This window comes from Bradyrhizobium sp. 23AC, assembly GCF_054863025.1.
The window spans coordinates 167,005-178,917 of sequence record NZ_JAVAYN010000005.1 but is presented as its reverse complement, the minus strand read 5'-3'; the positions used below and the strand labels follow the sequence as shown (position 1 = coordinate 178,917).

The 11,913-nt window shown below is 63.6% G+C and carries 20 protein-coding genes; 11 read left to right on the top strand and 9 right to left on the bottom strand.

Going from position 1 to position 11,913, the window contains the following annotated elements; all coding sequences use genetic code 11:
- On the bottom strand, positions 1-282 hold the full coding sequence (locus RAD10_RS14570) for a hypothetical protein (RefSeq protein WP_461618037.1): 282 nt from the start codon (positions 280-282) through the stop codon (positions 1-3).
- 50 nt (positions 283-332) lie between these two features.
- Between RAD10_RS14570 and RAD10_RS14565 the strand changes: the two genes are divergently transcribed.
- Both RAD10_RS14565 and RAD10_RS14560 read left to right on the top strand, forming a co-directional pair.
- Entirely contained in the window at positions 333-536 is a 204-nt protein-coding gene (locus tag RAD10_RS14565) for a hypothetical protein (protein WP_461618036.1), read from the top strand.
- Positions 537-684: 148 nt separating this feature from the next.
- A complete protein-coding gene (locus RAD10_RS14560; RefSeq protein ID WP_461618240.1) occupies positions 685-966 on the top strand; it encodes a hypothetical protein in 282 nt (93 codons plus the stop codon).
- Positions 967-1,272: 306 nt separating this feature from the next.
- Here RAD10_RS14560 and ku read toward each other — a convergent pair whose 3' ends face one another.
- A complete protein-coding gene (ku, locus tag RAD10_RS14555) occupies positions 1,273-2,199 on the bottom strand; it encodes a non-homologous end joining protein Ku (protein WP_461618035.1) in 927 nt (308 codons plus the stop codon).
- A gap of 124 nt (positions 2,200-2,323) precedes the next feature.
- Between ku and RAD10_RS14550 the strand changes: the two genes are divergently transcribed.
- On the top strand, positions 2,324-2,584 hold the full coding sequence (locus tag RAD10_RS14550; protein WP_461618034.1) for a hypothetical protein: 261 nt from the start codon (positions 2,324-2,326) through the stop codon (positions 2,582-2,584).
- A gap of 5 nt (positions 2,585-2,589) precedes the next feature.
- Positions 2,590-2,835 carry a hypothetical protein gene (locus RAD10_RS14545; protein WP_461618033.1) on the top strand — a complete coding sequence of 82 codons (246 nt, stop codon included), beginning with the start codon at positions 2,590-2,592 and terminating at the stop codon, positions 2,833-2,835.
- 14 nt (positions 2,836-2,849) lie between these two features.
- Here RAD10_RS14545 and RAD10_RS14540 read toward each other — a convergent pair whose 3' ends face one another.
- Positions 2,850-3,017 (bottom strand): hypothetical protein, encoded by a 168-nt coding sequence (locus tag RAD10_RS14540; protein ID WP_461618032.1) that lies wholly within the window; start codon positions 3,015-3,017, stop codon positions 2,850-2,852.
- Between the two features lie 411 nt (positions 3,018-3,428).
- On the opposite strand from RAD10_RS14540, the gene RAD10_RS14535 reads away from it, so the two are divergent.
- Positions 3,429-3,626, top strand: coding sequence for a hypothetical protein (locus RAD10_RS14535; protein ID WP_461618031.1), 198 nt, complete (start codon positions 3,429-3,431; stop codon positions 3,624-3,626).
- Between the two features lie 419 nt (positions 3,627-4,045).
- Here RAD10_RS14535 and rpoH read toward each other — a convergent pair whose 3' ends face one another.
- Positions 4,046-5,008: an RNA polymerase sigma factor RpoH gene (gene rpoH, locus RAD10_RS14530; RefSeq protein WP_461618239.1), complete on the bottom strand. Its 963-nt coding sequence runs from the start codon at positions 5,006-5,008 to the stop codon at positions 4,046-4,048.
- 341 nt (positions 5,009-5,349) lie between these two features.
- Between rpoH and RAD10_RS14525 the strand changes: the two genes are divergently transcribed.
- The 3 genes from RAD10_RS14525 (at position 5,350) to RAD10_RS14515 (ending at position 6,795) form a co-directional block, all read left to right on the top strand.
- Positions 5,350-5,811 (top strand): Hsp20 family protein, encoded by a 462-nt coding sequence (locus tag RAD10_RS14525; protein ID WP_461618030.1) that lies wholly within the window; start codon positions 5,350-5,352, stop codon positions 5,809-5,811.
- Between the two features lie 83 nt (positions 5,812-5,894).
- Positions 5,895-6,386, top strand: coding sequence for an Hsp20/alpha crystallin family protein (locus tag RAD10_RS14520; protein WP_461618029.1), 492 nt, complete (start codon positions 5,895-5,897; stop codon positions 6,384-6,386).
- Between the two features lie 79 nt (positions 6,387-6,465).
- Complete coding sequence (locus RAD10_RS14515; protein ID WP_461618028.1) at positions 6,466-6,795, top strand: hypothetical protein; 330 nt, start codon at positions 6,466-6,468, stop codon at positions 6,793-6,795.
- Positions 6,796-7,245: 450 nt separating this feature from the next.
- Here the strand turns inward: RAD10_RS14515 and RAD10_RS14510 are convergent, their stop codons facing one another.
- Together RAD10_RS14510 and RAD10_RS14505 are read right to left on the bottom strand one after the other, a co-directional pair.
- Complete coding sequence (locus RAD10_RS14510) at positions 7,246-7,632, bottom strand: response regulator (RefSeq protein WP_461618027.1); 387 nt, start codon at positions 7,630-7,632, stop codon at positions 7,246-7,248.
- A 117-nt stretch (positions 7,633-7,749) separates the two neighbouring features.
- Positions 7,750-8,112: a PRC-barrel domain-containing protein gene (locus RAD10_RS14505; RefSeq protein WP_027574697.1), complete on the bottom strand. Its 363-nt coding sequence runs from the start codon at positions 8,110-8,112 to the stop codon at positions 7,750-7,752.
- A gap of 159 nt (positions 8,113-8,271) precedes the next feature.
- On the opposite strand from RAD10_RS14505, the gene RAD10_RS14500 reads away from it, so the two are divergent.
- Positions 8,272-8,463: a hypothetical protein gene (locus RAD10_RS14500; protein ID WP_028150789.1), complete on the top strand. Its 192-nt coding sequence runs from the start codon at positions 8,272-8,274 to the stop codon at positions 8,461-8,463.
- Between the two features lie 251 nt (positions 8,464-8,714).
- Here RAD10_RS14500 and RAD10_RS14495 read toward each other — a convergent pair whose 3' ends face one another.
- Both RAD10_RS14495 and RAD10_RS14490 read right to left on the bottom strand, forming a co-directional pair.
- A complete protein-coding gene (locus RAD10_RS14495; RefSeq protein WP_461618026.1) occupies positions 8,715-9,182 on the bottom strand; it encodes a hypothetical protein in 468 nt (155 codons plus the stop codon).
- A gap of 118 nt (positions 9,183-9,300) precedes the next feature.
- On the bottom strand, positions 9,301-9,528 hold the full coding sequence (locus RAD10_RS14490; RefSeq protein ID WP_461618025.1) for a hypothetical protein: 228 nt from the start codon (positions 9,526-9,528) through the stop codon (positions 9,301-9,303).
- A gap of 266 nt (positions 9,529-9,794) precedes the next feature.
- Here RAD10_RS14490 and RAD10_RS14485 point away from each other — a divergent pair, with 266 nt between their 5' ends.
- Positions 9,795-10,400, top strand: coding sequence for a protein-L-isoaspartate(D-aspartate) O-methyltransferase (locus tag RAD10_RS14485; RefSeq protein ID WP_461618024.1), 606 nt, complete (start codon positions 9,795-9,797; stop codon positions 10,398-10,400).
- A gap of 75 nt (positions 10,401-10,475) precedes the next feature.
- On the opposite strand, the gene RAD10_RS14480 is transcribed toward RAD10_RS14485, so the two are convergent.
- Positions 10,476-10,667, bottom strand: coding sequence for a CsbD family protein (locus tag RAD10_RS14480; protein WP_028170261.1), 192 nt, complete (start codon positions 10,665-10,667; stop codon positions 10,476-10,478).
- A gap of 346 nt (positions 10,668-11,013) precedes the next feature.
- Between RAD10_RS14480 and RAD10_RS14475 the strand changes: the two genes are divergently transcribed.
- Entirely contained in the window at positions 11,014-11,910 is an 897-nt protein-coding gene (locus RAD10_RS14475; RefSeq protein WP_461618023.1) for a 3'-5' exonuclease, read from the top strand.
- Positions 11,911-11,913: the final 3 nt, after the last annotated feature.

The window sequence follows — 11,913 nt, the reverse complement described above, 5'->3', positions numbered from 1 at the left end:
CTAGGATCGTTCGCGGTCCTTGAGCCTTTCGACGACGGCCGAACTCTCGACGACCTTGCCGTCGCGGCTGAGCGGCACGTATGCCGCCTTCCTGCCCTCGGCGTCGGTGACTTCGATGACCTGCGGTATCGTGTCGGGGTACTCGCCGGCGTGCTCTCGCGTCTCTACGCAGTAGCCCTTGACGCGCATGTCGCTGCCGTCCATGCCCGGATCCTGCGGCCGGTTTTCGGGTGGCATCGGCGGCAGGTCGGGATCGACCGCATCCAGGGCGGACAGCTCCAAGAAGGCGGACTTCGATCGAGAAGGCGCCGAAGCTCGTCGACGGCCTCACCGTGCCGTTCGAGCTCATTGACGGCGGCGACGACTTCGTCGCGATCGAGAATGTCGAGAAGATCGTTGATCGTGCGCTCGCAATCCCGCTCGCCCGGTTCCAAGTAGCGCGCCAGGATGGCCTGGGCCCGCTCGACGGCTTCCTGCACCAGCTTCTCCGCGGTCATCGGCCAACTCCACGCAACTCACATTCGCCGATTCAATAGGCGCACGGACGCCTTGTTCCTCGGTCAGCACAGCGGGGAACACGTGGAAAGCGCAGTCCCCGCGATTTTCGAATCCCTGGGCTGTGGTAGCAGCGCGGAACGCATGGTGGCCGACAAGGATTCGGTCGAAGGCGAAGGAGAGATTTCGATGCTGATGTTCAAGGAGAGGCGGCCCACGATCCGGACGCTGCGCGGCTGGGCGATCTCGGTGCTGCAGGAGGCAGGCGCCATCCGCGAATGCGAGGAGCACGGCTGGATGCAGGACCGGGCCGACCCCCATGCCCGCCAGAGAGCAGTCGACCTCGCCTGCAAATATCCGCCGGCATGCGGCTCGACCGATAATTTCGTCGCGGCGATCCTCGAAGTGCTCGATTCCATCGGAGACAGGTGCCCGGAGTGCCCCGCGAGCGAAAGGGGTCTCGAGGACTGAGCGAAGCGGTCCGACAACTCGGAACGGACTTCACCTTAGCGCCGGCGCGCGACCCAGACTCCACCAAAAAGGCGGCCAAGAGCGATCGCAGCGGAGCATTCATCGCTGTCTCGCGCAAGCGATCGGCCAAGCGCAGGGCGACTTCTTGAGATGGGCGCGGTCGTCGCAAGTCGGCGGCCGTTTTCGCTTCAGCATTCAGCCTGGCCGCAACAGCCAACTCCGAGCCTTCTGGGTCGTTCACCAGGCCAGAGGCTTCCGTCATCGCTGAGGCTTCCTTCATGTCCATGCGGCTCTCCTACGGTTGGGTCAGGCCGACTTGCGCTGCGGCCTGGCCGCTGGCTTTTTGGCCGCCGCCTCCTTCGCCGACTTCTTGCCGGCGATGGGCATCAGCATCTCCTTCTGGCCGGCCGACGCCTTCTTCGGCTTCTTGGCCGGCTTGGCCGCGTTCGCTGGCGCGGCCTCATTGCCGACTGACCGGCGCAGCGCCTCCATCAGATCGACGACGTTGCCCGCCGCCGGCTTGGACTTTGGCGTGATCGGCTTGCCGGCACGCTTCTGGTTGATGAGATCGATCAGCGCGCTCTCATAGTGGTCTTCGAACTTCTCGGGATCGAACCGCCCCGCCTTCTGGTTCACGATGTGCTTGGCAAGGTCGAGCATGTCCTTGGTGACCTTCACGTCCTGGATCTCGTCGAAATACTCCTGCTCGCTGCGCACCTCATAAGGATAGCGCAGCAGCGTGCCGACGAGGCCCCTGTCCATCGGCTCCAGCGCGATGATATGCTCGCGATTGGTCAGCACGACGCGCCCGATCGCGACCTTGTCCATCTCGCGGATGGTCTCGCGGATCACCGCGAAGGCGTCGTGGCCGACCTTGCCGTCGGGGCGGATGTAGTACGGTCGGATCAAGTAGCGCGGGTCGATATCGGTCTTGTCGACGAACTCGTCGATCTCGATGGTGCGCGTCGATTCCAGCGCGATTTCCTCTAGCTCCTCTTTCGAGACTTCGATGTACTGTCCCTTGTCGAGCTCGTAGCCCTTGACGATGCCCTCGTTCGGCACCTCGTCGCCAGTGTCCGCATCGACCTTCAGGTACTTGATGCGATGGCCGGTCTGCCGGTTGAGTTGGTTGAACGAGATCTTCTCGGACTCCGAGGTGGCCGGGTAGAGCGCCACGGGGCAGGTGACGAGGGAGAGACGCAGGAAGCCTTTCCAGTTGGCACGCGGGGCCATGTTACGCAGAACTCCGTTGGGGTGCCTGGATTCAAGACGAACGGCAGATGCCAGTTCCGACAGGCCAGCCTCTCCGGGCGAAGATTCATCCGGACGGTCCCTCGCCGCCAGCGGAAACCAACGGATGCCCGTTGACTTCGATGGAACAAATGAAGAACATGTTAGCATGTCCGCCGCTTCTGACCCTGCTGCCCCCGCCCAGGGCGATCTTGAGCTCGCCGCCGATCAGGCCATCGAAGCCTGCGGCGGAGATCCGCGGGAGGCGGTCAAGGCGTTGTTGATCGCCATCGACTTTCTCGAGGCCGAGGCCAACGAGCTGCGCGCGGCGGTTTCGAAAGGATATTCGCGCGGGAGGCATGGCCCGCAGCGCGAACGCAAGGAGTGACTGCGATGGACGTCACCTACTACGTGGCACTGCCGTTCGTCATGGCCGACGACGGCGTCGCGCCGGGCGAGGCGGTAGAATGCCTGAGCGCCAACGCCGCCGTCATGCGCGCCGAAACGCTCTCGCGGAAATCAGGCTGCGCGGGTGCGGTCGCCTTTTCGCGGACCGGGGACCCGTCCAGCGGCGGTTTCAGCGACGCCAAGCTGATCCGGAAGTTCGGCGAGGTACCTGACGACCTGAGCACGCTGTGACCAGCGACTTCGGTTCACTCGTCGCTTGGACCGATCGCATCTCTCGGATCGAGCAGGCTCAGCGCCGTCTCGATCTGGGCGATCAGCGCCTGGATTTCCTCCCGCTCGTTCGGCCCAGGATCACTCTCCAGTCGCTCCATGAGCGCCTGCTTCCGCGCGAGCAGCTTTGCGACCGTCGACATCGCGCCTCCCCATGTTTGGCATCTACAAACGAGTTGGTGCACCCACGACGAACTTGCCAGTCCTGGCTCTGCGAGGCCTGGACGAGCCCGGGCCGGTTACTTCCGGACAACTATTTAGCCGGCGGCCGTAGTGGACCGTCCACCCACTTCCGGGCGGCGGGATCGTGCAGCGGATCGTCGTCGCAATCGGGGCAGACGTAGCGCTCCCCGCCTCGGGCGCCCTCGTCGCGCACGAGCTTCATCGCCCGCCCACAGTGCGGGCACGGCTTCCGGATTGGATGCTGCAGCGACATTTGGCTTCCCCCGCCACGATCAAACTAGTGCCGTTTGGCCGGCGGGCACAAGCGATCTCTTGACGCGAGCATCGCAGACCATCGAAGATCGGCCTTCGGTGATGTTGTGGGTGGCGTCATGGAAGAGTTCTACAGTGGCTTCGCGCTGCGGGCGCGCGATCTGGCGGAGAAGGCCGACCCGTTCACTCGGCGGCGCCTTCTCGATCTGGCCAAGAGGTACGATGCGAAGAGCAAACCGTCCGGAAGCACCCGACCGCTGCCGCCACCGCGCACCACCCCGCCCTCGACGCTCTTCTCCGGCTCGGGTGAAGCGTGAGGAAGGGTGGTTCGGCCGAGATCAAATGCGACGCCTGCGGCGGCACCGGTCATCAGCCGGCGCGCGACGCCGAGCCCGTCCGCAGGATCTTTCCAGGCCTCTGCACGAAGTGCGGCGGCAAGGGGCGCCTAATAGCCAGTGAATAGCCCGGCCCCCCGCTTGCCACCGCAACTCCCGTGCGTGGCGCGCTTGGGGGCCACGCCATGCTTCGACATGGCGCCGTCGCAGCGATGTCGGTCACCCCTCGCGACACCTTGGTGAGACAGACTGCTCCCGCACCCCTATGGCGTGCAGCGCCGCCCTAATCGACAGCGCGGCGATCGCGGGATCGTAGAACCCCGAGCGAGGTCTGGTAGGTCTTGAGTGCCTCTGCTCCCGCTCGATCCGGCTCTCGTGGCTGACGTGGAAGCGGGTCTTGTTCATGTCATGCTCGGCGGGGTGCCCACCGGCAGTCGTGGCCGGCACCCAGGCGCAGCGGCCGGACTCTCGCGGCTGCCATCGCGGCGGTGAGAGCTGCCTTCCATCTCGGCCGTGACGGCCGCCCTGATCTTCTGCAGGACGCGGCGTTCGATCTGACGCACCCGCTCGCGCGAGATGCGCAGATTCCGACCGAGTTCGTCGAGCGTCGACGGCGGTTCGGCCATGAATCGCGCCTCGATAATGCGCCGTTCGCGCTCAGACAAAGCAGCCAAAGCGCGGCTGACGGCGGCGCGGGCGCGTTGCCGGTCCTCCGCTTCGGCTATCAGCGTCTCCGGATCCTGGGAATCGTCGCTGACCAGGTCGAGCATCTGCTCTGGAGAGCCATCCTCAGTGACGGGCACATTCAGCGACATGTCACCCCGCATCCGGCCGTTCATCTCGACGACGTCGCGATCAGAGACTCCGAGATCCTGAGCGACATAATCGACCTGGTCGGCCGTCAACTCGGCGTCGTCCCGGACGCCGAGCCGGCTCTTGAGCTTGCGCAGGTTGAAGAAGAGCTTCTTTTGTGCGGGCGTGGTACCCATCCTCACCAAGGACCAGGACCTCAGGACGTATTCCTGCACGGTCGCCTTGATCCACCAGATCGCGTAAGCGGCGAGCCGGACCCCTTTGTCGGGATCGAACCTCTTGACCGCCTGCATGAGACCGACGTTCGCTTCCGAGATCAGGTCGCCAACGGGCAGGCCATAGCCGCGGTAGCGAAGCGCAATCTTGGCCGCCAGTCGGAGATGACTTGTGACGAGGCGATAGGCCGCTTCGCGATCTCCATGTTCGCGCCACCGACGCGCATACATCGTTTCTTCGGCGGGTTCGAGGAGCGGAAGTTCGCGGATCGCAGTCAGATAGCGAGAAAGCCCAGCCTCCGAACGGACGGTGTGAACTTGTGACAGAAGCGACAGAGTGCTCATAGCCAATCCTCCAAGGAGCAATTCTGGTTCGAGCTCCGCCAGCGAATCCTTGGGCCCTGTTTCGGCGCCCGCGATGTCGTTCCGACGGCGAACGCAAAATTGCGAAAGAACCGAATTGTTCCGCGTGATCCTTCCGCGCCGTGCACGCCGTCCATTTTTTTTCGACAGCATCTTGAAACGCTTTTGCGCTTTTCTAGTTTTTTTCTTGCCGCGAGAGCGGTGTGCCGGATGCCAGCTCGGGTCCGGCGCGGGCGCCGGTCTGGAATTCGGACCCCTCTGGATTTCCGCCCCGCGCTCCTTCGTACCCATCTTGCTCTTTGGAGGACTTGGTTATGAGGACTACGTTTGACTTCGCGCCCCTGTGGCGCTCCACCATCGGCTTCGACCATCTGGCCGACCTCGTCGACAGCACGCTGCGGCAGACGAACGAGGACAACTATCCCCCCTACAACATCGAACGCTCCAGTGAGGATCACTACCGGATAACGTTGGCCGTCGCAGGCTTCGGCGCGGACGACATCGCGGTGACGGCTGAGCAGAATGCGCTCACCATCGAAGGCAGGAAGCCGGAGAAGCTGGCCGGCGAATATCTCTTCCAGGGGATCGCCGCACGTCCATTCCGGCGCGTTTTCAACCTGGCCGACTACGTCCAGGTGAAGGAGGCTTCCTTCCGCGACGGCCTGCTGATCATCGACCTCGTCCGCGAGGTGCCGGAGGCGATGAAGCCGCGCCGGATCCAGATCGCCGGCGGCGGTTCTTCTTCGGCGCAGATCGAGCAGAAAAAGGCAGCCTGACGTCAATTCGACGTTCGACTGGGAACGCGGCGCGGACAAGCGCGACCGCGCTCCCTGCCGCACCTGATGAAGGAGAACAATAAATGGCAATTCGTGATCTCATTCCCTGGTCGAGAAACCAGGATCTCGCGCCGGCGCGCGGCGGCTACGATCCGTTCATGACGCTGCATCGCGAGATGAACCGTCTGTTCGACGATGCCTTCCGCGGCTTCGGCGGCATGGGCCTGTCACCGCTGATGGAAGGGCAATTCGGCTGGCCCAAGCTCGAGCTCAGCGAGACCGACAAGGTGCTGACGGTGTCGGCCGAGCTGCCGGGCATGACGGAAAAGGACGTCAACGTCGAAATCAACAATGGCGTCCTCACCATCCGCGGCGAGAAGAAGAACGAACGCAAAGACGAAGGGAAATACTTCACCGAGCGCTACTACGGCGCCTTCGAGCGTCAGATCCCGCTGCAGGACGTCGAGGAAGACAAGGCCGAGGCGTCGTTCAAGGACGGCGTCCTGACAGTATCGCTGCCGAAGTCCGAGAACCCGCGGGCGGGCGTCAAACGCATCGCGATCAACACACAGTAGCGACATCCGGGCGGCGGCCCGCCGCCGCCCGGCACGCAATCGAAACCGTCCCGAAGAAAGGAGCGTAGGGAGGCAACCGATGAGCAACGCCAACACGATCACCGGCAATCTCGATCCCCTCTTTCATCCGGCCGCGCATTATGCGTCTCCGGACGACGTGCTGAACGACGGTGACCTCTCCGTCCCGGAGAAGAGGATCATCCTGTCGTCCTGGGCATCCGACATGTTCGCGGTCGAATCCTGTCCCGCCCTGCGAGAAATCCCGGGCATGGGCCACACCCTTCGCCTGGCGGACATTCTCGCCGCGTTGCGGCGGCTGGACGGAGAGGACGACGATCCGCCCCGCCCCGGCGGCGTCCCCATGCGGCTGCGGCGGCCTTGGGCCGCCGCGCAGCGGCAGTTCGCATGATGTTTACACCGACCATTCTCACGATGGTGTTGTTCGGGCACGCAACCGCAGCCTTCGCCATTCCATTTGTCGCGTGCCTGAACGGACGAGGTCGCACTACGGGACTCAACGCAGCACCACCCGCCGGAGCACCCTGATCCGCAGGGCCGCTCACATACCAACATCGTATGAAGACTAACTCGCGCCATTCTCTCAATTCAGGGGGCACCTGGGACCGGACCTACCTCGAGTCGCTGATCCGTGAGGATTTCGAGCGATGCCATCCCGGTGAGACACTGGAAGATCTCAAGCGGCGAGCGTCGTTTTCGAGAGAGGACAGAGGCCTGCTGCGGGACTGGATGACGGTCGCCGCTGGCCGCGCCGCGGCCGCGCGCACGGTCAAAGAACGCTAACGATCAGCCGCCACTCTTACGGGCTGGATCGAAGGATCGGAAACTCACAACGGCCGGTTCAAGCGGGTGAGGTCCCGGTATCGAGTAGCTGCGAGACAGCTGCAGCCAATTGCGCTGGCGCAAATGGCTTCTGGATCAGGACGCTGCCGTCGACGCCCTGCGATTGCCAGTCAGGCGCGCTGGCGCTCGTCATGTAGACCACAGGAAAGCCAGGCGTGATTTCCCTGATCTGCCGCGCCAGCTCCCAGCCGCTGATGCCGTCCCCTAGGTTGATGTCCGTCAGCAGGACCCGACATCCCTCGCGGCCATCGCAAAAGGTGCACATGGCCTCCTCCCCCGAATGGACCGAGCAGGCCTCGAAACCGCCGTCGGACAAGGCGTCCTCGACGAAGCTTGCGATGAGAGCTTCATCCTCCACGACCAGAACACGAACGGCATCACTCACTTTCAAATCTCCTCGGCGACCGAGCCGGGTCGTCTCGCGTGTGGCAGTGCGCTGGTCCGCAGTCCGGCGGAAGAGCGACCTCCGCCGTCAGCCAGCCAGGCACCGTAACGCGCCGTGTCAAGCCACCGGAACACCGTAATAGGCGTTCACGGAGCGGGTGGTCGCCGGGTCGCTCCAATTCCAACTGCTCTCGTCGGCGTATTTGGGGGCGCCGCGGAGTTGGTCCTGGGTGATGCCCGTGACGTAGCCGCCGAGGTTGGTGTCGTATTTCAGCGCCTGCCAGGGCAGCGGATAGTGATCGTCGCCGATGCCGAGCAGGCCGCCGAAGCTGAGCACCGCATACGACACCTTGCCGCTGACCTTGTCGATCATGACGCGCTCGATGTAGCCGACCTTTTCCCCGTCGGCCCCGTACACGTTCGTGCCCTCCACCTTGTCACTGCCGATCAGGCTGAATGTCTCGCGATCTTCCATGGCCATGGTTGACCTCCTGGATGTTGTCTTCGGAAATCAACAGTGCGACGATGCCTCCGTTCCTGGCACAATCCGCGGCGGAACGTTGATTTCCCAGGGATGAAGCGGCCGGATCGGATGACGCGCCGCAACGTGCCGGACGAAGTCGGCGAGCGGAGCTAGAGCATGGAGCTGACCGATCTGGAGCGCGATTTTCTGAGGAAGCTCCTCGGCGAATCCTGGGTCAGCCCGCCGACGTTCGACCACGAAATCGTGGCGCGGCTCGTGGAGCTCGGTCTCGTGGAAACCGAACCGCTTCCATCCGGAGATATCGAGTATCGCATCACCGACGCCGGACGGGCGGCGGCTACCGCGTGAACCACAGATCGGCGAACCGCGGGCAGATCGGAGGAACGATAACCTTGCCACCCTATTGGACTGCAGGGACCGTCGCCCGCCGTTGAACTACGGCGCCTGTCGCGGATAGCCAAAGGTCTCACGACCCGCTATTCAGAACTAGCGCTCGCGAGGATAGCCAAAGGCGGCGGCCTCTCCGGTACCTCGGTATTCTCGCAGCTATGCGGCTTGGCGCCCTCGCCGACAGGCGCAATCTCCATCCCGCACCCGCCTTATCTGCCCCTCAGCGATAGACTGATCCGCGTTACGATGTCGTCCCACTCGCGCTCTTCGCTCGCCGGGTAGTTGATCAGGACGCAGTGGATCAATCCGCTCGAGAAGTTGCACCGGTTGTACCAGACCTTGTCGCTCTTGTAGCTGGACACCGCAAAGAATCGAGCCGTCGTTCGCTTGTACTGAATGCGCGCGGGCGGATGCTTCTTTGCGAGAAATGCAGCGGGTGAATCGTTCGAGACGTTGGGTGCGGCTTGTATCGTGATGTTGGCTCGGCCGTCAGCCGTCCGAAATCGCTGTCCGTACCCGTCCGGACGGCCGGCTTCTTCGGTAAAGATCGAGGCCGGGAAATCGACAGAGGTGCCTGTCTGCGGGATGGAATACGTCGTCCATCTCACCGGTTGCGCCGAGATCGTGGAGCTCGAGGCGACAAAGCCGAAAACGAGTGCTGACACCATCCATTTCATCGCGTCTCCTTCCGGGAATCACGAAGACCCAACAAGGGCGTCTCGGCTTCGATCATCCTGGTGCCGTCGGTCGGATCGGCCAGGCAGCGTCACGACCAACCGCCCGTTGCTCGGAAGGTCACTTCTGGCCCGACGGCGCGTGAGCATTCGAATCGTTCGGGCTCTTCTTGTTCGCCTCATGATGGCCGATCACGCAGCCGGCGGCAGCGCCGAGCTTGCCGTGCCCCGCCATGTGGCCGGCGACGCCCCCGACGATGGCGCCCTTGATGCAACCCTTCGCGTCCGCGGCGGAGGCCGATGCCAGCGCCATTGCAGCCACGCATGCCGCCGTGAAAATCGATTTCATGAGCTTTCTCCCGGCTCGGTTTCCGCGAGATCAATTCGATCCGGAGGCGGTCGTTCCGCTGCGGGCACGTTCCTGACGGCAGCTCCGCGATTTCGCTATCGGCAGCGGAGCCGGCCTGAGCCGCCACCCAGCCATCGCGTCCAGGAGCAAGTGGCTGGCCTCCGAGTTTCCCATCTGCTGGAGCGAAGTCGTTCATGCATGGAGAGGTCGTGCGCGCGGTCAGGGAGAGCAAACGGTCCAGGAGGTCCCGTTTCCTCCGCGACGCGATGGTCGACGTGCAGATTGCCGGCCGCGGCATTCGCAGCAGGCGGGTCCTGCTGGCGATGCGGCAGGTCCCCCGCGAAATCTTCCTCGATCGGCGATTCGCGGAAGCCGCATACGAAGACAGCGCGGTCCCGATTCAGAAAGGGCAGACCATCTCTCAGCCCTATATCGTCGCCAGGATGCTCGAGGCTGCCGCGATCGCCAAGTCGGACCGGGTTCTCGAGATCGGCGCGGGGTCGGGTTATCTGGCGGCACTCGCCGCCAAGCTCGGGCAGGAGGTTTGTGCGCTCGAGCGCCATGAGGCATTGGTGCAGCGCGCCCGGTCGCGCCTTCGGCATCTCGGCTGCCGCAATGTGGATCTTCGTCATGGCGACGGGACCGCAGGATGGCCGGAAGGCGGCGAGTTCGACGTGATCCTGGTGTCGGCAGCCGGCGCGCAGACGCCCGCGGTCCTCAAGGCTCAACTAGCTCCGTCGGAACGACTGCTCATCCCGCTCGGCGATCCTGACGGTGTGCAGTGGCTAACGAAGCTGACACGAGGACCGGACAATCGTTTCGTCGAGGAAAGGATAGAGGAGGTCCGCTTTGTTCCTCTGGTCTCCGGCTGAAAGCCCGCTCGCCGTCTCAATTGGCGCAAAAAAGCCGCGCGGAGGCGGCTAGTTTTTGATCTTCGCTTCTTGTGCTTACTTCTTGAGGGCGTCAGCGGCGTCCCGCGCCGCATCTTTCACGTCCCCCGCGGCGTTGTGGGCGGATCCCTTGGCCTTATCGATCTTGCCTTCGGCTTCCATGTCCTTGTCGCCGGTGAGCTTGCCGGCACCTTCTTTGATCGCGCCTTTTGCCTTGTCGGCGGCGCCCTTCACATGTTCGCGGTCCATAATCGTATCCTTTGCTGTCCGGAAGATCAGCACAACGAAAGTGTTGCCCAGGGGTTCCTCGCAGAACAAAGCAGGGTGTTTTCAACGAACACTCTGAACGAGCCCTTGGCCGTGCAAACTGGGGCATTGCAATGTCGGCTCTTGGCGGCAGGCCGGACGCGCGGCCATGCATCCTAATCGCCACCCGCGCTGACGATCAGCCGCGGCTGCGACCGGGCGCCCCCTGTCGAACCCACAACGACCGAAAAGCCCGTGAATTGCTTGTTTTTCAGGTACCTTATCGCGGGTGCTGCGGATATTCTGCGGTGAGCCAGCCGACCGGTTCTGGTAGCCTTTTCGAGCAGAGATGTTACAGGACACGACCGATCTGGCTGCCATGGCCGAGACCTTGAGCCGGTCGCCCGACTACCGGGTCCTGCGGCGTCTGGTCGCCAGGCCCAGGTACGTGCCGATGCTCGGGCAGGACGTCAGGACCGGCGTCCTGCTGGATACCGAGACGACCGGCCTCGATCATGCCAAGGACGAGATCATCGAGCTCGGGATGGTCAAATTCGACTACTTGGCTGATGGCCGTATCGTCGGCGTCCGTGACACGTTCTCAGCCTTCAACGAGCCGAGTGTCGCGATTTCCGCGGAGGTCACGGCGCTCACCGGAATAACTGACGAGATGGTCGCGGGCCACCGCATCGACGATGCGGCCGCCACGGACTTCGTCGGGGGCTCAGTCATCACAATCGCACACAATAGTGGTTTCGACAGAAGGTTCGTCGAGCGATACTGGCCCGCATTCGAGCACAAGGCCTGGGCCTGCAGCATGAGCGAAATCGACTGGCGCAAACAGGGCTTCGCAGGCTCGCAGCTCGGCTATCTCCTGAACGGAGTCGGCTACTTCCACCAGGCGCACCGGGCAGTAGACGACTGCCACGCTTTGTTGGAGATCCTGGACTTCGTGCTGCCAGCGACCGGTGCGTCGGCACTCGCGCTCCTGCTCGAGACCGCCCGCAAGCCGACGCTGCGGATCTGGGCGGAGCAGACCGCATTCGAACTCAAGGACTCGTTGAAGCGCAGGGGCTACCGGTGGAACGACGGCAGCGACGGGCGACCCAAGTCCTGGTTCGTAGACATCGGCGAGACCGCCCTCGACGACGAGATCGCGTTCCTGCGGACCCAGATCTACATGCAGGACGTCGAGCCAACAGTGCAGAGGCTGACCGCGTTCACAAGGTTCTCCGGCCGGATTTGAAGC